Source organism: Pseudomonas sp. LS2P72, assembly GCF_054897865.1.
This window is the reverse complement of record NZ_CM142708.1, coordinates 4,592,074-4,609,865: the sequence shown is the minus strand read 5'-3', so window position 1 is coordinate 4,609,865 and position 17,792 is coordinate 4,592,074. Positions and strand designations below refer to the sequence as shown.

20 protein-coding genes are annotated in these 17,792 nt (G+C 58.9%); 7 read left to right on the top strand and 13 right to left on the bottom strand.

Going from position 1 to position 17,792, the window contains the following annotated elements; genetic code table 11:
* Positions 1-42 precede the first annotated feature (42 nt).
* A complete protein-coding gene (locus tag ACYZUA_RS21155) occupies positions 43-1,356 on the bottom strand; it encodes an MFS transporter (protein ID WP_461960477.1) in 1,314 nt (437 codons plus the stop codon).
* Between the two features lie 140 nt (positions 1,357-1,496).
* Here ACYZUA_RS21155 and ACYZUA_RS21150 point away from each other — a divergent pair, with 140 nt between their 5' ends.
* Together ACYZUA_RS21150 and ACYZUA_RS21145 are read left to right on the top strand one after the other, a co-directional pair.
* Complete coding sequence (locus ACYZUA_RS21150; RefSeq protein WP_461960476.1) at positions 1,497-1,955, top strand: winged helix-turn-helix transcriptional regulator; 459 nt, start codon at positions 1,497-1,499, stop codon at positions 1,953-1,955.
* Positions 1,956-2,150: 195 nt separating this feature from the next.
* Positions 2,151-2,897, top strand: coding sequence for a tetratricopeptide repeat protein (locus ACYZUA_RS21145; RefSeq protein WP_461960475.1), 747 nt, complete (start codon positions 2,151-2,153; stop codon positions 2,895-2,897).
* Positions 2,898-2,964: 67 nt separating this feature from the next.
* On the opposite strand, the gene ACYZUA_RS21140 is transcribed toward ACYZUA_RS21145, so the two are convergent.
* Positions 2,965-3,363 carry a hypothetical protein gene (locus ACYZUA_RS21140; RefSeq protein WP_461960474.1) on the bottom strand — a complete coding sequence of 133 codons (399 nt, stop codon included), beginning with the start codon at positions 3,361-3,363 and terminating at the stop codon, positions 2,965-2,967.
* Positions 3,364-3,771: 408 nt separating this feature from the next.
* On the opposite strand from ACYZUA_RS21140, the gene ACYZUA_RS21135 reads away from it, so the two are divergent.
* From ACYZUA_RS21135 to ACYZUA_RS21125, 3 genes are all read left to right on the top strand, one after another.
* Positions 3,772-4,887 carry a DUF3616 domain-containing protein gene (locus tag ACYZUA_RS21135; RefSeq protein ID WP_461960473.1) on the top strand — a complete coding sequence of 372 codons (1,116 nt, stop codon included), beginning with the start codon at positions 3,772-3,774 and terminating at the stop codon, positions 4,885-4,887.
* Between the two features lie 10 nt (positions 4,888-4,897).
* Positions 4,898-5,227: a DHCW motif cupin fold protein gene (locus ACYZUA_RS21130; RefSeq protein WP_461960472.1), complete on the top strand. Its 330-nt coding sequence runs from the start codon at positions 4,898-4,900 to the stop codon at positions 5,225-5,227.
* A gap of 96 nt (positions 5,228-5,323) precedes the next feature.
* Positions 5,324-5,896, top strand: a complete 573-nt coding sequence (locus tag ACYZUA_RS21125; RefSeq protein ID WP_461960471.1) for an eCIS core domain-containing protein — start codon at positions 5,324-5,326, stop codon at positions 5,894-5,896.
* A 4-nt stretch (positions 5,897-5,900) separates the two neighbouring features.
* On the opposite strand, the gene ACYZUA_RS21120 is transcribed toward ACYZUA_RS21125, so the two are convergent.
* From ACYZUA_RS21120 to ACYZUA_RS21070, 11 genes are all read right to left on the bottom strand, one after another.
* Positions 5,901-6,575: a class I SAM-dependent methyltransferase gene (locus tag ACYZUA_RS21120; RefSeq protein WP_461960470.1), complete on the bottom strand. Its 675-nt coding sequence runs from the start codon at positions 6,573-6,575 to the stop codon at positions 5,901-5,903.
* Positions 6,576-6,639: 64 nt separating this feature from the next.
* Positions 6,640-7,236: a cytochrome c3 family protein gene (locus tag ACYZUA_RS21115; RefSeq protein ID WP_223430525.1), complete on the bottom strand. Its 597-nt coding sequence runs from the start codon at positions 7,234-7,236 to the stop codon at positions 6,640-6,642.
* Positions 7,237-7,245: 9 nt separating this feature from the next.
* Positions 7,246-7,731 carry a nitrate reductase cytochrome c-type subunit gene (locus tag ACYZUA_RS21110; RefSeq protein ID WP_461960469.1) on the bottom strand — a complete coding sequence of 162 codons (486 nt, stop codon included), beginning with the start codon at positions 7,729-7,731 and terminating at the stop codon, positions 7,246-7,248.
* An 11-nt stretch (positions 7,732-7,742) separates the two neighbouring features.
* A complete protein-coding gene (napA, locus tag ACYZUA_RS21105) occupies positions 7,743-10,247 on the bottom strand; it encodes a nitrate reductase catalytic subunit NapA (RefSeq protein WP_461960468.1) in 2,505 nt (834 codons plus the stop codon).
* The gene (locus ACYZUA_RS21100; RefSeq protein WP_056744788.1) at positions 10,244-10,504 is read right to left on the bottom strand and encodes a chaperone NapD; all 261 of its coding nucleotides are present in this window, start codon (positions 10,502-10,504) and stop codon (positions 10,244-10,246) included. The genes napA and ACYZUA_RS21100 overlap by 4 nt, the downstream gene beginning before the upstream one ends.
* 37 nt (positions 10,505-10,541) lie before the next feature.
* On the bottom strand, positions 10,542-10,709 hold the full coding sequence (gene napE, locus ACYZUA_RS21095; RefSeq protein WP_033059995.1) for a periplasmic nitrate reductase, NapE protein: 168 nt from the start codon (positions 10,707-10,709) through the stop codon (positions 10,542-10,544).
* Between the two features lie 137 nt (positions 10,710-10,846).
* Positions 10,847-11,545, bottom strand: a complete 699-nt coding sequence (gene arsH, locus ACYZUA_RS21090; protein ID WP_461960467.1) for an arsenical resistance protein ArsH — start codon at positions 11,543-11,545, stop codon at positions 10,847-10,849.
* An 11-nt stretch (positions 11,546-11,556) separates the two neighbouring features.
* On the bottom strand, positions 11,557-12,027 hold the full coding sequence (locus ACYZUA_RS21085; protein ID WP_461960466.1) for an arsenate reductase ArsC: 471 nt from the start codon (positions 12,025-12,027) through the stop codon (positions 11,557-11,559).
* Between the two features lie 29 nt (positions 12,028-12,056).
* A complete protein-coding gene (locus tag ACYZUA_RS21080; RefSeq protein ID WP_461960465.1) occupies positions 12,057-13,340 on the bottom strand; it encodes an arsenic transporter in 1,284 nt (427 codons plus the stop codon).
* Positions 13,341-13,363: 23 nt separating this feature from the next.
* Entirely contained in the window at positions 13,364-13,711 is a 348-nt protein-coding gene (locus ACYZUA_RS21075) for a metalloregulator ArsR/SmtB family transcription factor (RefSeq protein ID WP_461960464.1), read from the bottom strand.
* A 150-nt stretch (positions 13,712-13,861) separates the two neighbouring features.
* Entirely contained in the window at positions 13,862-14,161 is a 300-nt protein-coding gene (locus ACYZUA_RS21070) for a hypothetical protein (RefSeq protein ID WP_461960463.1), read from the bottom strand.
* 310 nt (positions 14,162-14,471) lie between these two features.
* Between ACYZUA_RS21070 and ACYZUA_RS21065 the strand changes: the two genes are divergently transcribed.
* Both ACYZUA_RS21065 and ACYZUA_RS21060 read left to right on the top strand, forming a co-directional pair.
* Positions 14,472-15,494, top strand: coding sequence for a helix-turn-helix transcriptional regulator (locus ACYZUA_RS21065; protein ID WP_461960462.1), 1,023 nt, complete (start codon positions 14,472-14,474; stop codon positions 15,492-15,494).
* Positions 15,495-15,905: 411 nt separating this feature from the next.
* On the top strand, positions 15,906-17,774 hold the full coding sequence (locus ACYZUA_RS21060; RefSeq protein ID WP_461960461.1) for an amidohydrolase: 1,869 nt from the start codon (positions 15,906-15,908) through the stop codon (positions 17,772-17,774).
* The last annotated feature ends 18 nt before the right edge of the window (positions 17,775-17,792 follow it).

The following is a 17,792-nucleotide window of genomic DNA, read 5'->3' as shown; positions in this document are numbered from 1 at the left end:
GACTAGACACTCTAAACGTCCATTTTTGGCGAAAGGTGCCGGTCATGAACGTCTGTTTCCGACAACGGCTATTTGCTTTAAGGCCACATGCCTCTCAAGGGAAAAATGAAACGTGAGGAACCACAAAATCAAGGCAGTAGCGCTGATCAAGGCGCCGAGCAGGCTGACTGCTATCCAGCCCCAAAGCGCATAAACCTGGGTCGCGGCTGCCGCCCCCAGCGCACTCCCGAGCGAGTAGAAGCACATGTATGCGCCGACCATGCGACTTTGGGCGTCGGGTCGTGCAGAAAAAATGAGGCTCTGGTTGGTGACGTGTACTGCTTGCACCGCGAAGTCGAGCAAGACCACTCCGAAGACCAGCGCGATCAAGGATGTCTCGGCAAAAGTGATGGGCAACCAGGAAAGCGTCAGGAGCCCCAGCGAAATGCCGGTAACTCGTTGTCCCAAGCCTTGATCGGCCCAGCGACCGGCTCTTCTCGCAGCAAGGGCACCGGCGACGCCGGCCAATCCAAACATGCCGATGGCAGTGTGTGAAAGCGACAGCGGCGGGGCGCTCAACGGCAGCACCATGGAAGTCCACAGCACGGAAAAATCGGCAAAGATCAGTAAAGCCAGAAGGCCCCTGATCCGCAAAACCGGTTCGGTCATGAACAGCTTGAAGAACGACCGGATGAGCGCGTGGTAGGCGTGTTGATTGCGTGGCGACGCTGCGGCAGGAACCACTTTCCACAGCACCGCCGCGATGGTCAGCATCAATCCTGAGGACACGAAGTAAACGGCGCGCCAGCCCGCGATGTCCGCAATCAGGCCAGAGGTAAACCGCGCCAGAAGAATGCCCAGGACGATTCCACTGGTTACCGTCCCCACTGCCTGCCCCCGTTGTGATGGCGTTGCCAACACGGCGGCGTATGCCACAAGTACTTGAACAACCACTGCCAGTAAGCCCATCACGATCATGGCACCCAACAGGGCTAGCCATTGCTGTGCTGCGCCGACCGCCGCGAGTGCAACCGCAGACAGCATCACTTGAGTCAAAATCAGCCGTTTACGGTTAACCATATCGCCCAGCGGTACGATGAACAGCAACCCCAGCGCGTATCCAGCCTGAGTGGCCGTCACCACGACCCCGATCAATCCTGAGGCGACGCCCAAGCTCTCAGCCATTGAGGCGAGCAAGGGTTGGGCAAAGTAAACATTGGCTACTGCAAGTGCGCAGGTGAGGGAAAACAATAACGTGAGCGACGGGGAAAGCCCCGGAGACTGGTCGGTCCTGCTGCTTTCCCCGGTGTCCGAATGCAGCAATTCCGAGGGCTGTCCGAAGAACCGTTTGGTGGCTGAGTCGGCATCTGCTGTCATGTACACCTCCATGGCGTTAAACTGGTTTCAATTTAGAACTAGATTTCATTGTCGCCGTATCAGGTTTTAAATTGCAACCACATTGCGCCAGGCTAGTGGACATACGTGGCAAAAATCCACATTCCGGAAGGTTAAAAAAGATGGTCGAAGACGCTTCACCGCAACGCAGCGAATGCCCGGTAGCAAGGACACTGGAGGCCATTGGGGATCGATGGTCGCTCATGATTATCCGCGACGCTTTCGATGACATTCGCCGGTTCAGCGAATTTCAAAAGAGCTTGGGCGTGGCGAAAAATATTCTGGCATCGCGACTGAAAACGTTGGTCGAGGTCGGGGTATTCGACGTTCGACCGGCGTCAGATGGAAGCGCCTACAAGGAGTACGTCCTTACGGACAAAGGACGGGAGATCTTTCCGGTTGTGGTCAGCATGAGGCAGTGGGGCGAACGTTTTCTGTTCAAGCCGCAGGAGACGCGTTCTGTGCTGATAGACAACGAGTCCGGCCAGCCCCTGATGCCGATTGATGTTCGCTCATCAAGTGGTCAAAAACTTGGACCGTCTGACTGCCACAGAGTGAGACGTGCTGACGACGAGTCGTGAATCGACAGGGTGGGGTGGTAAAAAATCAGACGGGTTGCGGTGGTCTGCGAATTCCACGCCATCCGCAGTGGCCGTTGCAGCGGGAACTTCAGGGTATTGGCCAGGTCAACAGGGGCCCTGTATCGGCGACGCCGATCAGCGATGGTGGCCTGTTTTACGGCAGTGCCGTCCGAGAACATCCGAGTCCGCCCCCTGATGCCAACCAAGAGTTTTCTGCCGGGTCTCGTCCTGGCGTTCTGCGCCGTCGCGTCGCTTTGCTCGGTTGCTGCCGAGCGAAGAGCGCCCTCGCAAAGTAACAGCGCATCAACCACGCTCATCGAAACTGCCTCGCGGCAGTATGAAAATGGCCAGTTGGACCAAGCCGCTGCCACGCTGGAGCGTGCCCTGCATATCCAGCCGAACAACCCCGCGACGCTGCATTACCTTGGTGTGTTGCGCCTTCAGCAGGGACAGTACCAGCAGGCTGAAACATTGGCGGCGCGCTCGAACATGCGGGTGGGTCGCAACGTCGAGTTACGCAACCGCAACTTCCAATTGATCCAGGCGGCGCAGCAGGCCAAGGCTTCGAGTACCTCACCCAACACCAAAGAGGACCTGGTCGCCGTACAGAAGGGGCTCAAAGAGGACGCCCAAAAGCGCCGCGAAGCAGAAATGGCCGCTGCTGAACAACCCAACGCTGGCAACTTCGCCAGCGCAAAGGCAGAGACCGTATCGAATTCGCTGACGGCTGGCAGGCTACGGCCCGAAGGAGAAATGCCAGTGGCTTCCGTAGAGCCAGAGCCCGCGCACGATGAGGTTGAAATCCCCCGGGGCCATTGGCCGCCACCGGGTAAATGCCGAATCTGGTTTCCTGATCGCCCGCCCGGGCATCAGCCCGCACCTGGCAAGTGCAAGAAGCTGCGACATCGGGTTCCGTCAGGAGCCTACCTGGTGCGCGGTTGAGTTTCTGAGTGTCCTTCTGGCCGGTTAAGTCGCAGGTGTTGCAGGCGGATAATCCCGTGGCGTCGCACTAGCGACGATAGTAGCGGCGATCGTCTTCATAGCGGTGCCGCATGGCCCGATCGTGGTGGCGCTCCCAATCACGATGGCGCTCAGCTTCTCGGCGGGCTTGCTCTCTACGCCACTGATCTCTACGCCAGTCGTCTCGGCGCCAATCGTCTCTACGATTGTGCGAACGGTGGTCATGCCAGTATCGGTCGTCATGGGCAAGCAACGGCCCTGGCTGCGTGCCGGCCATACTGGCCAAGGTCAGCCAAGGGTTGCCGGCGGCCTGGACAGGAGCCTGAACGGCTGCGACTTCAGTTACGAAAACAGGGGTCGAGGTCTTCATTTGTGTTGCTGATGCCGAGCCCACTGCCGCGAACGCGAACAGGCCGAAGAGCATCATCCGTGGGTCATGGAATTTCATGAGCGAAGACAACCTCTGATTGACAATTGGACGTGTGGCCATCTGGGTGCGAGAAGCTGCGGGTTCGCGCTTACCGAGCGGATGTGCCTATGCACATAGACAGATAAATAGGGAAAAGTTCTAGGGGGGGCGCTGCTTAAATAGCCAACGGTCTCAGTGTTTGGCGCCCTTTGAAGTTTGCTATCTCGATGTCCGCTTCTGGGCCGATTGCCGTCTGTGGCGAAGGGCAGCAATCGACTGTCGATTCAACCGGTCGACGCAACAAATTTTAGCAGCTGCAGCGAACGGACCTAAGCCATCAGCGGTGGACGGGTCGGCTAGGATGAGTGCATGCTCTGGAAGAAGAGCACGCGCAGAATCCGGTTCTGAGTAACCGGCGCGCAGCGCCATAAAGACAGGAGACCGCTCATGAGCCACCGAAGCAATTTTGCGCTGTTGAGCTTTGATCCGGCGTTTGCGTCGTTGCGCGATGGCCTTTCGGTCGCTCAGCAGATTGACGACACACTCTGGGTGGCGAACGACGAAACCACGAGCCTGGAACGCCTGAAAATCCAGGATGCTGCGCCCGGCGACGTCGTAAGGTGCGATGAGCACCAATCGTTTCAGCTCCTGGAGTATTTGGATCTGCCCCTACCGAAGCAAGACGCCGAGATCGATATCGAGGGGTTGGCCTATACCCATGACAGTGGTTACCTCTGGTTGGTGGGCTCCCATAGCCTGAAGCGAAAGAAGGCCGAGGCCGGCACTCCTGCACAGAAGAATATCAAGCGCCTATCGACGGTAGAGGCGCAGGGCAATCGCTTTCTGCTGGCCCGCATCCCTGTGGTCCGGCAGAACGACGGCTATGCACTCGCCAGGAAGGTGGACGCCGATGGACGTACGGCGGCGCAGCTACATGGCAACGAGGTCAGTAACGACCTGACCACGGCCATTGCTGAAGATCCTCAACTACGCGACTTCCTGAGTATCCCGGGTAAAGACAACGGCTTCGATATCGAAGGGTTGGTGGTGATTGGCTCGCGTCTTCTGCTAGGGCTACGTGGACCGGTCCTTCGCGGCTGGGCTGTGTTGCTGGAGATAGAACCTGAGCTGAACGACGCCTCGACTGACACGCTGGTGCTTAAGAAGATCGGTCCGGATGGGCGCCGTTATCGCAAGCACTTCTTCGCGCTAAATGGTCTGGGCTTGCGTGACCTGTGCACTAGCGGTGACGATCTGCTGATCCTGGCGGGTCCCACCATGGACCAGGATGGTCCGGTAACGGTCTTCCGCTGGCGCGGCGGTTTCGCGTCCGACGAGGAAAGCGTGGTCTTTACGGATCAATTGGAGAAGGTGCTGGAGGTGCCTTTTGGGCAAGGCAACGATCACGCTGAGGGCATGTGTCTGTTCCAATCGGGCGAGCAGCCTGGGGAGGTTCTGATGATCGTCTACGACTCTGCGGCGCAGAGTCGTAAACACGGCGATACGGATGTGGAAGGGGACTTGTTCATCCTGGATTACGGTCCACAGACACTCAATCATTGATGAGGCAACGATGGATCTGACGGCTGTTCCCTTTGGTACGACCGATTGGTCGACTGTCGAACCTGTTCAGTATGCTGGACAGACGGGTACCGCCTATTGGCGAACCTGCCAGTTTGGTTCAGCGCGTGTGCGGATGGTTGAGTACAGTCCCGGGTATCTGGCCGATCACTGGTGCTGGAGAGGTCATATCCTGTTGTGTCTGGAAGGCGAGTTGCACACGGAGCTGGAGGATGGTCGTCAGTTCACGCTCACCGCCGGGATGAGCTATCAGGTGGGCAGCAACGCTGAGGGGCATCGATCGTTCAGCACCACCGGTGCCAAGTTGTTCGTCGTGGATTAACGCTGGGGCGCTTGGTTCGGGACTACGCTAAAGCCATGCGGATCGTCGATCAATAGTGACCCACTGTTCGCGTTGCGTCCGTCCCTGGAGCGCCCAATGCCGCCCATCATCACGCGCCCGTTGGCGCTGTTTGTTCTTTGCCTGACGCTTGAAGTGCCAGCCCAGACCAACGCCTGCCCAGCTGGCGAGACACAAGTGTGCCTGGACGGCTGCATCTGCCTGCCAATGCCTGATGGCATTTACCAAATCGCGGCACCGGCCCTGGCGATGTGGCTGACCCAAGCCCGTGCTGACGCAGCCAGCGCCGGCATCCAACCCATTCCACCGCACATCCGGGAACAACTGATGCGCTGGTACGACCCCAGCGTCCTCGATACTGCGCGCTACAAAGTGAGCGATAACGGCCAATTCAACACCGCCACTGCCATGCTGCAAAACCCCGATGTCGGTGCCGTGACGCTGATCGACATCATCCTCTTCCGGGACGCTCAATCCGCAGAACAGGACATCGCACTCTGGGCTCACGAGTTAAAGCATGTGCAGCAGTATCAGGAATGGGGCGTAGAAGGATTTGCCCAGCGGTATACACAGGATTTCAATGCTGTGGAGGCGCCGGCTTATGCCATACAGGCTGAGGTCAGGCGGTGGGTACGGGAAGGGAATTACTGAGGAGTCACGAACCCCGCTGCTCGGCCACCAACAGCAATGACTGCGGCACAGGACTTTGCGGGTGCTGCGGTTCCTGCAGGACGGCCAGCTGAAAACCGGCCATGTCCAGCGCATTGAGCCAACTGGACAAGGAGCGGAAATACCACGGCATGGGTTGCCACTGTCCCTTGAACCCAGTGAAGGTCTCTTCCCGCCAACCATCCTGATAGTCGCCCGCCGCTGCGGTCCATGGATGCAGCGTCTGGATCACCAGCGTGCCGCCAGGGGCGAGCAGGGCGTTCATGGCGGCGAGCAGCGGGATGATGTCCTGGTGCAGCAGGGCGAAGTTGGCGCAGATCAAGTCGTAGTCGCGGCCGATGTCCACCTTCGCTTCCACCAATTCTTCATAGCTCGCCAGATGCACCTGGGAGGAGCCCGCCGCCCGCGCTGCTTCGACCAGCGTCGCATCGCCATCCACACCGACCGCTTTCATGCCCCGTTCAGCCAACGCGCGCAACAGCCAGCCCTCGCCGCAGCCCAGGTCGAGCACGCGCTCGGGCTGGCGGCCCAACACCGCCAGCAGGATTGCCTGGTCGGTGACCTTGAGGCGACTTTCGATGGCGCCGCTGCGGACGGCGTCGATCCAGAATTGGGCGTTGTGGTGCCAGCTGTCGAGGAGGGTGGATTCGGGGGTGGGCATATCGGTGACCGGCGTCGTTGGTTGGATAAAAGGATAGGACAAGCGCGGGCGGATCGAAAAATCCTTACCAGCCTTTCACTCCGCTCATATCGGGCAGCTTGTGAGCGATGCCCTTGTGGCAGTCGATACAGGTGGCCTCACCGTTGGCCAATGAAGTTGAGTGCATGGCAGAAGCGCGCTTGCTCTGGCGGGTAAAGTCCATGAACTCGAAGTTGTGGCAGTTGCGGCATTCGCGAGAGTCGTTGGCCTTGAGCCTTGCCCACTCATGTTCGGCCAGTTCGCGACGCAGCATGAGGAATTTGTCGCGTGTATCGATGGTGCCGAAAATCTTGCCCCACACCTCTTTTGAAGCCTGCATCTTGCGCGCGATCTTGTGGGTCCATTCATGGGGCACGTGGCAGTCCGGGCAACTGGCGCGCACGCCGGATCGGTTGGTGTAGTGGATCGTGTCCTTCAGTTCGACGAAAACGTTGTCACGCATCTCATGACAGGAGATGCAGAATTTTTCGGTATTGCTCAGCTCCAGCGCGGTGTTGAAGCCGCCCCAGAAAATGATCCCGGCGATAAAGCCCCCCAGTGTCAGAAAGCCCAGGCTGTAGTAGAGGCTCGGACGACGCAGAATGCCCCAGTAATCCTTAAGCAGGGCGAACAGTGCTTTCATCTTGCCTCCTCAGGGTTTCTGCGCGGCGTTGGCATCGTCTTGCAATATCTTGTCGATCGTCTCAAAACTGTTGCCCACCAGGGGTTGCACTTCTGTTTGCGGCACGTGGCATTGGTTACAGAAGTACCGGCGCGGTGACACCGCCGCCAGCGCCTGGCCGTCGCGGTCCATGTAGTGGGTGATGCTGATCATCGTTGCCTGGGTCCGCGCGCTGTTGGCACGGCTGTGACAGGACAGGCACTTGTTGCCGTTTTGGTCGATCTGATAACCGCGAATGGTATGGGGGATGGTGGGAGGCTGGTCCGGGTAATTGCGTTCGCGCTTCAGGTCTTTGTTTTCTTCATTGGCAATGGGCGGGGCCGGCATGCTCTGGGTCAAGGTGCCACCGGGCCGGCGCCCATCAGGCCCCGATGCATCGAGGGGGTAATTGACTTCTGCAGCCATCACCACGCCAATCGCAGCGAGCAGGAGCAACGGCAGGATTCGCAAAGGCATGACGGTTCTCCTCAGGCCACGCTGATCAACTCGATTCGTATCGCGCATTTTTTATAGTCGGTCTGCTTGGAGATCGGGTCGGTGGCATCGAGCGTGACTTTGTTGATCAGCTTGTTGGCATCGAAAAACGGCACGAACACCAATCCTTGAGGCGGTTTGTTACGCCCGCGAGTCTCGATGCGTGCACGGATTTCACCGCGTCGACTGATCAACTTCACTTCACTGCCACGCCGCGCCTTCAAGGCCTTGGCATCTTCGGGGTGCATGTAGACCAACGCGTCCGGCACCGCTTTGTACAGTTCCTCGACGCGTTGGGTCATGGTGCCGGTGTGCCAGTGTTCGAGGACGCGTCCGGTGCTCAGCCAGAATGGGTAATCGGCATCCGGGGCTTCGGCTGGCGGCTCGTAGGGGAGGGCGAAGATGATCGCCTTCTTGTCCGGGTAGCCGTAGAACTGCACCTCGCTGCCTTTCTCCACGTAGGGGTCGAGCCCCTCGCGGTAACGCCAGCGGGTTTCCTTGCCGTCCACCACCGGCCAGCGCAGTCCTCGTTCGCTGTGGTAGCGGTCGAACGTGGCAAGGTCATGCCCGTGGCCGCGACCGAACTGGGCGTACTCCTCGAACAAACCTTTTTGCAGGTAGAAGCCAAACGCTTTGGCTTCATCATTTTTGTATCCGGCTTCCATTTGCTCGACCGGGAACTGGTCAACCTGACCGTTCTTGTAAAGCACCTCAAACAGGGTTTTGCCCTTGTGCTCAGGAGACTTGGCCAGTAACTCGGCGGGCCAGGTTTCATCGGTGGTGAAGCGCTTGGAAAACTCCAGCAACTGCCACAGGTCCGACTTGGCGTCCCCCGGTGCGGTCACCAATTGATGCCAGAATTGCGTACGCCGCTCGGCGTTGCCGAAGGCACCTTCCTTTTCCACCCACATGGCGCTGGGCAGGATCAGGTCGGCGGCTTGCGCGGAAACGGTGGGGTAGACATCCGAGACAATCACGAAATTATCCGGGTTGCGCCAGCCAGGGAGGACTTCCTGCATGATGTTCGGCCCGGCGTGCATGTTGTTGCTGGCCTGGGTCCAGTAAACGTTGAGCACGCCGTCCTTGAGCATGCGGCTCTGTTCTACCGCGTGAAAACCAGGCTTCTCTTGAATGGTGCCGGCGGGCAGCTTCCAGATTTTTTCGGCGATGGCGCGGTGCTTGGGGTTGGTCACCACCAGATCGGCGGGCAAGCGGTGGGAGAAGGTCCCGACTTCGCGTGCTGTACCACAGGCCGACGGCTGGCCGGTGAGTGAGAAGGGGCTGTTGCCCGGCTCGCTGATCTTGCCGGTAAGCAAATGGATGTTGTAGATCAAGTTGTTGGCCCAGACACCGCGAGTGTGCTGGTTGAAACCCATGGTCCAGAACGACACGACCTTGCGCTTGGGATCGGCATACAACTCGGCCAAAGCCTTGAGCCTTTCAGTCGGAACGCCCGTCTCCTTGGCGGTTTGTTCCAGCGTGTAAGGTTTGACGAACGCTGCGTATTGTTCGAAGGAAATATCGGTCCAGGTGTTGGCCTTGCCGGCATTTTTTGCCTTCATTTCCCGAGGATCGTCAGGGCGCAGGCCGTACCCGATGTCGTCGGCACCTTGGGCAAACCGGGTGTGTTTCGTAATGAAGTCCTGGTTCACCGCGCCGCTTTCGATGATGTGATTGGCGATGTAGTTAAGGATCATCAGGTCGGTTTGCGGCTTGAACACCATGGGGATGTCGGCCAGCTCGAAACTGCGATGTTCGAAGGTCGACAGCACGGCCACTTTCACGTGAGGCTGGCTCAGGCGGCGGTCGGTGACCCGGCTCCAGAGCACCGGGTGCATCTCGGCCATGTTCGAGCCCCAGAGCACGAAGGCGTCGGTGGCTTCAATGTCGTCGTAGCATCCCATCGGCTCATCCATGCCAAAGGTACGCATAAAACCCATCACCGCCGAGGCCATGCAATGGCGGGCGTTGGGGTCGATGTTGTTGCTGCGAAAGCCTGCTTTCATCAGCTTGTTGGCGGCATAGCCTTCCCACACGGTCCATTGCCCGGAGCCGAACATGCCGACCGACCCGGGACCTTTGCTCTTCAAGGCCTCCTTGAATTTCAGTTCCATGATGTCGAAGGCCTTCTCCCAACTGATCGGCTGGAATTCGCCTTGCTTGTCGTACTGGCCATTCGTCATGCGCAAAAGCGGTTGGGTCAGGCGATCAACGCCATACATGATCTTCGAAAGGAAATAGCCCTTCACGCAGTTCAGTCCACGGTTGACCTCGGCCTTGACGTCGCCGTGGGTGGCGACCACCCGGTTGTCCTTGGTCGCGACCATCACGCTGCACCCGGTGCCGCAGAAACGGCAGGGCGCCTTGTTCCAGTCCAGGGTGACCATGTCCGCTTCGGTCACCAGATTACTGGCATCGGTAATAATCGGCAGGCCAGCAGCGGCGGCTGCAATGGCGGCGGCCTGGGCTTTGACGAATGCTCGGCGCGACATGCTCATTCGATATCTCCTTCGGGTTCGAGGAGTTCGTGATAGATCAACGCCGCGTTGAGTACGCCCGGCAAGTTGTTGATCTGTTCGATGCGTTGAAGGATCTGACTTTCGTGTACAGCTTCAAGGACCACCACCAGTTTTCCCGCCGCACTTTCCTGATGCAGTTCCAGGCCGTCCAACAGACGCAGGTTGGCTTTAACGGCGTCGAACATTTCAGGTCGGGCAAGTACGACAAGACTGGCAATATGCAAAGCTTCGTCCATGCGCTGGCTCCAATAGGCTTTCAGAAACGGCTATTAGTTAGTTGGGTGGTCCCGGTGGGCCGTACAGCATCTGGAAAAACCAGACGATAAAACCGTAGCCGCCGACGATAGCGACCGACAGCAGCGGAAAGAGGCAGACGACGAGAAAGAGAAACAGCCGGGTTTCCTTGCGGCGCTGAGGTTTTCGTTCTTCAGCCAATGACATGAGTAATCTCCTGCCGAACGTGCAGTCAGACTAGATCACGAAGTTTTTGCAGGTTTTCTGGCAGGGGTTTTACAGACCGACGGTTGTTAACCCGTGCTCCAGTGTCGCAACGGGTTATAACTTTTTAGTTCATTACTTCATTTAGTTATCACGCGCTGATTTACCCGCTGAGTCAGTTCTTCCGCTGATTCTTTGCGTTCGGAGTAGCGGTCAACCAGATCCGGGCGCTCGCGCAGCAGCAACGTGAACTTCACCAGTTCTTCCATGACGTCGACCACCCGGTCATACAGCGAGGACGGTTTCATGCGATTCTCCTCGTCAAACTCCAGAAATGCCTTCGGCACGGACGATTGATTAGGGATCGTGAACATCCGCATCCAGCGTCCCAGCACGCGAAGCTGATTCACCACGTTAAAGGATTGGGAACCGCCGCTGACCTGCATGACGGCGAGCGTTTTCCCTTGGGTCGGGCGAACGGCGCCCAGGGCCAGCGGCACCCAGTCAATCTGCGCCTTGAATACGGCAGACATGGAGCCGTGGCGCTCGGGTGAGCACCAGACCTGTCCTTCAGACCATTGCATCAGCTCAAGCAATTCCTGAACTTTCGGGTGATCGCCGGGTGCGTCATCCGGTAGCGGTAGTCCCGATGGATTGAAGATCCGCGTTTCTGCACCGAAGTGTTCGAGCAGACGGGCTGCTTCTTCGACCAGCAGACGGCTGAACGACCGTGCGCGGGTCGACCCGTACAGCAGCAGGATTCGTGGCTTGTGTTGGCCGTCGTCACTGGCAATGGGCTGAATCAATGACGCGTCGAGATTAGGCAGTGGGTGGGTCATGAGGGCTCCGGTTACAGCGTGCTGATGCGGTCGAGTTCGCGCTTCAGTGCATCGCGATCAAGTTGGGCGAAGGGCAGGGCGAGGAACGCCCGGCAGCGTGTTTCGATGTGTGCAAGCGTCGAGTGGAATGCAGCGGCGACGACTGTCTCATCACCCTTCACCTCTGATGGATCTTCCAGTCCCCAGTGGGCCTTGAGCGCCGGTCCGAAGTAGACCGGGCAGCCCTCACCGGCGGCTTTGTCGCAAACGGTGATGACAATGTCCGGCGGGTTGGCCTCGAAGGCGTCGTTGCCTTTGCTGCTTAACCCGTCGATCGCAATCCCGGCCTCTTGCAACGTGGTCAGGCTGCGCGGCAGAACCTGTCGTTTGGGGAAGCTGCCGGCGCTGATCGCCTGGAAGCCTTGCGGTGCGAGATGATTGAACATCGCTTCAGACAGAATGCTGCGACAGCTATTGGCGGTACACATGAACAGAACGCGCATGGCGACTCCTCTTTCCAGATGGGCAGGTGCTAAACGCCCAGGCGCAAGGCCAGGGCAGATAAGGTGATGAACAGAATCGGCAGCGTCAGAACGACACCTACCTTGAAGTAGTAACCCCAGGTGATGCGGATGCCCTTGCGCTCCAGAACGTGCAGCCAGAGCAGTGTTGCCAGGCTACCGATAGGCGTGATTTTCGGGCCCAGATCAGAGCCGATGACATTGGCGTAGATCATGGCCTCACGCACCACGCCGGTGGCGTCACTGGCCTGGATCGACAGCGCACCCACCAACACCGTCGGCATGTTGTTCATGCCGGATGACAGCAACGCCGTGAGAAAACCGGTACCCAACGCGGCGCCCCAGATGCCGAATTCGGCAAAGTAATTCAGGGCCACTGTCAGATAGGTTGTCAGGCCGGCGTTTTTCAGCCCATAAACCACCAGGTACATGCCCAGCGAAAAGGTCACGACCTGCCATGGCGCTTCACGCAATACACGTCGGGTTGATATCACATGCCCACGCGCCGCAACGGCGAACAGCATCGCGGCGCAGACCGCCGCAATGACACTGATCGGAATGCCCAGTGGCTCCAGCGCAAACAGCCCAATCAGCAGCAAACCCAGGACAATCCAGCCGACGCGAAACGTCAGCGGGTCTCGCACTGCACGTCGTGGATCTTGTAGATCATCCAGTGAATAGCGTTCGGGTATGTCACGACGGAAAAACCAATACAGCACCCCGAGAGTGGAGCCCACGGCAACGAAATTGACTGGGACCATGACCGAGGCGTACTCGCTGAAACCCAGGCCGAAGTAGTCGGCTGAAACGATATTGACGAGATTCGACACCACCAGGGGTAGGCTGGCGGTGTCGGCAATAAAGCCTGCCGCCATGACAAACGCCAGGGTGGACGCTGGCGAAAAGCGCAAGGCAAGCAATATTGAAATTACGATAGGGGTCAGTATCAGCGCCGCACCGTCATTGGCAAACAGGGCGGAAACGGCTGCGCCCAGTAGCACCGTGAAAGCGAACAGGCGACGACCATCGCCCTTGGCCCAGCGTGCCACATGCAGTGCGGCCCACTGAAAGAAGCCTGCCTCATCAAGCAACAAGCTAATGATGATGACCGCGATAAACGTAGCGGTGGCGTTCCAGACAATGCCCCACACCAGTGGAATATCGTCCAGCGTCACGACGCCTGCAATCAGTGCCAGAACAGCCCCCAAGGAGGCGCTCCAGCCGACACCCAATCCCTTGGGCTGCCAGATGACCAACACAATGGTGACGAGAAAAATGGCGAACGCAGTAGACATGAGCAGTCTCGACGGGTGATGGGTCAGCAGCAGGCGGCAGTGTTGATAGGGCGGTCGCCCATCGTTTTGAGTCGAGTGCTGTTTTCCTCAAGCCAGTCGGCGTTGGCGTCCAGTGTTGTCTCAAGAATGGTGCGAACCCACTTTGGCAGTTCAGGGTTGAGCCGGTAATACACCCACTGACCCTGGCGGCGGTCCAGCAGCAGGCCACATGCCCGGAGTTGCGCGAGGTGACGGGAGATTTTCGGCTGACTGTCGTCCAGGGCGCAGACCAGTTCGCAGACGCATAACTCTCCCTCACGGGTGATCAGTAAGGTGGCCCGCGTGCGAGTTTCGTCGGACAGGCATTTGAATACGGCGGCAGGGTTCAGCATGGAAGTGTCTTCAATACATGTGGTTATCCGAATATACGGTTATACATATGTATCGAGCAAGCCAAAATCAGATCGACGTCGATAAGACTGTCGGACGTGACTTTGCAAAGGGGCTTGAATCAGTGAATGGCTGCTTCTGGGCCTAAAGCTTCAATTTTTGCACTCCACCAACACCACTTTGCAGGTATCGGGCGTGCCACCGGATCGGCCGGCATAGCGTATGCAATTATCCAGGGATTTTTTGCGAGCCATGTTCAAGGTGGAGCCCCAAGCCAGGCCGCCCTCGCCGACAGTGGGGAGCGCTTTTGCATAGCAGCTGTCGCCTAGGCTTGAGGCCGAATAGCGAGCCGTCGCAGCTTTGCCTGCACATCCAGCTGCCAGCGCCAGGTTGATGGCGAGCAGGGAGGGCAGGATCCATGACGAGCATTGGCGCGCTGCTTTTCCGGTCATCCCATCTCCCCTGTATCAAGAGGCTAGAGGCATGTTTGTGGTCGTGCTTCATTCAGATTAGACGGTGTTGTGCCTGCCCCTGGGTCGGTTTAGCGGAATTAGCGCATTTGGGTCATTCTTGCTGACCGCCGGAGTAAACCGTACGACAGCGAGCGGCGATCCGTTTGCGCACAGCTTGGCCTTCCGGCAGCTATTGCCAAAAGCTGCCAGTCACCAGAATTCTCCCGCAACAACAGCGCTCGCTGGACGCCATAACCGCGCCTATGGCATCGTCGAAAAAATACGCCATGTAGTAAACAGGATAAAAACAATGGAGGAGGGTGATGAGGTTGGCGCCAAGGCGTCGATGGCCACGCTGACCGCGTTCAATCGTTGCGTGTTGCACCTGGGTCGGCTTGCTCGAGACCGCGGCGCCTCTCAATTCATCGCCGACGGCTTGCAGGCCTTCCGCCAACTGGTGCCCTTCGCTTCGGCATGGTGGGGCGAGATGTCGACGTCAGACGCCAGTACTCCCCCTCAAAGCTGGATGCACGGGCGAATCGATCTGCCCGAGTCGTTTGCCGTCGAATGGCACAAAGTGGCGGTCAGCGACAGATTTTCCCAGGAGACCTTAAGTCAACCCGGGGAAGTGCTGCGCGACAGTGGGTTCAACGATCCCTGCGAGGAGGTGAACGACTTCGCACGGCGTCACGACCTCTACCACCTGATGTGCATCACGTTCGAACTCCCTGAAAGCGGCTTGATGTTCTTCGTCTGTCTCTACCGTGGCCTTCATGCACCGGCTTTCAATGACAGCGAGGCCGGGTTGTTCTCGGCGTTCTGCGACCATCTGTTGCAGCTGTGGCGTTTTCAGGTGCAGGACATGATTCGCTGCGACACGGGCAACGGGGCGAGTGACTTCGGGGTCGCGCGGATGGACGGCAGTCTGCTGTATGTCGGTGCAAGTCTGTGCGCCGCCATTCAGCGCGAGTTGCCCGGGTGGAGCGGCTCAATGCTTCCCGTTGATGTCATCGCACAACTGCAAAAAGCGCCGTGTGTGATTCGCCTGGGTCGCACTGCAATGACCCTTAGCCCCAACGCCGAGCACGTCATCCTGTCACTCGAAACACAGTCGCGCGGGGCGGTGCTGGCGCCTCGCGAGCGCACGGCGGCGATGCTGTTCGCCGCCGGCCATTCCTATAAGGAAATTGCCAAAATCCTCGCGCTGAGTCCGGCCACAGTGCGCACCTATCTGCGCAACTGCTACTTGCAACTCGGCGTGAAGAGCAAAGTGGAGCTGGGTTCAGCCCTGCGTTCGCCGACCTCGCTTACGCAAACTGCACGTCGTAATTAAGCGCAGCGCCTTAAGCCATAACGCCTGCCTTGTAGACGCAGCCTGTTTGGACCGGGGACATGGTTTACATCTGTTCGGGGACATGTGTCCACCATGTCCCCGGTCCAAACACAGCCTTGTGGCGAGGGGATTTATCCCCGTTCGGCTGCGAAGCAGTCGTGAATTCAGACAACGCGGTGCATCAGATAGACCGTGCGTTCAGGTTTTACGACTGCTTCGCAGCCGAACGGGGATAAATCCCCTCGCCACAAGGCAGCGGCTACAAAGTAGGCTGACTGGTATTTGCCTTACCCCTCCTCATTTGTGGAGGTCCATCCGACCGCCGCGTTCTATAGGGTATGCCCTGCATATCAGGGGCTTGCGACCGTCCGTTCGGGCCACTCCAAAACTATAAAAACAGAGGTGAGGCAGTTGAAATTTTCCAGGCTATTTATCGCCGTTGCCGTGACAACGACATTTTCCTGCGTGGCGCTGGTGGGGTGTCAGACACACGCTTCGCCAGGCGCCGACATGGTCATGCGCAACGGCTATGTCTACACCGTCGACGGCAAGAATTCTGTGCAGCAGGCGATCGCCGTCACGGGCGGGAAGATCGTATATGTCGGCAGCGATGCAGGGGTTGCCTCGTACATCGGCACGCAGACACAGCTGATCGATCTGGCCGGCCGCATGCTGATGCCGGGTTTCGTTGATGCGCACATGCATCCGGGGGATGGCGGCCGCGCCATGACCTTGTGCGACCTGAAATACCAGACGATGACCCGCAAGGTTTTCCAGGAAACCATTCAGGCGTGCCTGGATGCCGACAGGGACAAAGGCCCCGATGTCTGGCTCGAAGTGGGCAGCTGGGACCGCATTGGCATGACCGGACTCGACGGCGACCCCGACAAATCGACACTGGATGCGCTCAAGACCAACCGTCCAATTCAAGTCCGTTCCACCGACTTCCATACGGTGCTGACCAATTCCCGCGGCCTGGCGGTCGCCGGCATCAACAAGCACACGGCCAATCCCGGTGACGGCAAGTACATGCGCGACAGCGCCGGCAACCCGAACGGCATCTGCGAAGACGGAGCCGCCGAAGCCATGGCCGCCGTGGTGCCGCCCGCCACCGACGCAGAGAAACTCAATCAGACCCGCGCGGCGCTCGACGCCATGCGCCAGCAAGGCATCACCAGTTTCTTCGATGCCTTGTCGGGGCCGGAAAACGGCAAAGCGTTTACCACCCTGCAGCAGTCGGGTGAGCTGACGGCCCGGGCCTTGCTGGCGATCAAACTCGACCCTGCGGCTGCCACGGCGGACCCGGCGAAGACCATCGCCGAAGCCAAGGCGCTGGCTGATACCTACGATCAGGGCGAAGCAAAAGTAGCGCCGGGCGTGAGCATGCGCCACGTCAAATTGTTCATGGACGGCATCATCAACGCGCCGGCGGACACCGGTGCCATGTTGACGCCGTACCTGCGCAATGCCGGCACCGATACAGCGCCGAAGTGGACACCCGGCAAGAACACCGGTGAGCTTTACTTCCCGCCGCAAGTGCTCAACCCGTTACTGTTGAAGGCCGTTCAGGCCGGCCTCGATCCGCACCTTCACGCCACCGGAGACCGCGCGGTGCGCAACTCATTGAACGGAATCGAATACGTGCGCCAGCAACTGCCCGGCAATGGCTTCCGCCCGGCCATTACTCACAACGAGTCGGTGGACCCTGCCGACTATGCGCGCTTCAAAGCGCTCGACGTGACTGCCAATATGTCCTTCCAGTGGGCCCAGCAGGCACCGTCTACGGTCGACGGCACCAACGAACATCTGGGGGCTGCGCGATTTGCCCGCATGGAGCCGTCCGGCAGCATCGCCCGTGCCGGCGGCCGTGTGGCGTATGGCAGCGATTGGCCGGTCGACCCGCTCGACGAGTTCCTGGCGCTGAAGATCGGTGTCACCCGCTCAGGTGATCCACTGAACCCGCACAGCTATGGCCCCAAGTATGCGGGCAGGCTGAATGCCGACCCGGGGCTGTCGCGCACTGAAGTGCTGCGCACCATCACCATCAACGCCGCCGAGCAGCTGAAACTGGAGGCTGTTGTCGGTTCGGTCGAAGTCGGCAAGTTCGCGGACCTGATCGTTCTGGACAAGAACTTCATGCAGGTTCCCGAGGAGGAATTGGCTCGAAACAACGTGCTGCTGACGGTCGTGGGCGGCCAGGTCGTGTGGGCCAAGGCGCCATTCGTTGGCCTCGATCCGAAGGCGTTGACTCAGGCATCAGCCTCCCACCCAGCCCAATAAAAACAAGAGAGTGTTCCG

What these genes read in the sequence shown, in the direction of transcription:
- ACYZUA_RS21155 (WP_461960477.1), bottom strand. Translation starts at nt 1,356, where the DNA reads ATGACAGCAGATGCCGACTCAGCCACCAAACGGTTCTTCGGACAGCCC.
- ACYZUA_RS21150 (WP_461960476.1), top strand. Translation starts at nt 1,497, where the DNA reads ATGGTCGAAGACGCTTCACCGCAACGCAGCGAATGCCCGGTAGCAAGG.
- ACYZUA_RS21145 (WP_461960475.1), top strand. Translation starts at nt 2,151, where the DNA reads ATGCCAACCAAGAGTTTTCTGCCGGGTCTCGTCCTGGCGTTCTGCGCC.
- ACYZUA_RS21140 (WP_461960474.1), bottom strand. Translation starts at nt 3,363, where the DNA reads ATGAAATTCCATGACCCACGGATGATGCTCTTCGGCCTGTTCGCGTTC.
- ACYZUA_RS21135 (WP_461960473.1), top strand. Translation starts at nt 3,772, where the DNA reads ATGAGCCACCGAAGCAATTTTGCGCTGTTGAGCTTTGATCCGGCGTTT.
- ACYZUA_RS21130 (WP_461960472.1), top strand. Translation starts at nt 4,898, where the DNA reads ATGGATCTGACGGCTGTTCCCTTTGGTACGACCGATTGGTCGACTGTC.
- ACYZUA_RS21125 (WP_461960471.1), top strand. Translation starts at nt 5,324, where the DNA reads ATGCCGCCCATCATCACGCGCCCGTTGGCGCTGTTTGTTCTTTGCCTG.
- ACYZUA_RS21120 (WP_461960470.1), bottom strand. Translation starts at nt 6,575, where the DNA reads ATGCCCACCCCCGAATCCACCCTCCTCGACAGCTGGCACCACAACGCC.
- ACYZUA_RS21115 (WP_223430525.1), bottom strand. Translation starts at nt 7,236, where the DNA reads ATGAAAGCACTGTTCGCCCTGCTTAAGGATTACTGGGGCATTCTGCGT.
- ACYZUA_RS21110 (WP_461960469.1), bottom strand. Translation starts at nt 7,731, where the DNA reads ATGCCTTTGCGAATCCTGCCGTTGCTCCTGCTCGCTGCGATTGGCGTG.
- napA (WP_461960468.1), bottom strand. Translation starts at nt 10,247, where the DNA reads ATGAGCATGTCGCGCCGAGCATTCGTCAAAGCCCAGGCCGCCGCCATT.
- ACYZUA_RS21100 (WP_056744788.1), bottom strand. Translation starts at nt 10,504, where the DNA reads ATGGACGAAGCTTTGCATATTGCCAGTCTTGTCGTACTTGCCCGACCT.
- napE (WP_033059995.1), bottom strand. Translation starts at nt 10,709, where the DNA reads ATGTCATTGGCTGAAGAACGAAAACCTCAGCGCCGCAAGGAAACCCGG.
- arsH (WP_461960467.1), bottom strand. Translation starts at nt 11,545, where the DNA reads ATGACCCACCCACTGCCTAATCTCGACGCGTCATTGATTCAGCCCATT.
- ACYZUA_RS21085 (WP_461960466.1), bottom strand. Translation starts at nt 12,027, where the DNA reads ATGCGCGTTCTGTTCATGTGTACCGCCAATAGCTGTCGCAGCATTCTG.
- ACYZUA_RS21080 (WP_461960465.1), bottom strand. Translation starts at nt 13,340, where the DNA reads ATGTCTACTGCGTTCGCCATTTTTCTCGTCACCATTGTGTTGGTCATC.
- ACYZUA_RS21075 (WP_461960464.1), bottom strand. Translation starts at nt 13,711, where the DNA reads ATGCTGAACCCTGCCGCCGTATTCAAATGCCTGTCCGACGAAACTCGC.
- ACYZUA_RS21070 (WP_461960463.1), bottom strand. Translation starts at nt 14,161, where the DNA reads ATGACCGGAAAAGCAGCGCGCCAATGCTCGTCATGGATCCTGCCCTCC.
- ACYZUA_RS21065 (WP_461960462.1), top strand. Translation starts at nt 14,472, where the DNA reads ATGGAGGAGGGTGATGAGGTTGGCGCCAAGGCGTCGATGGCCACGCTG.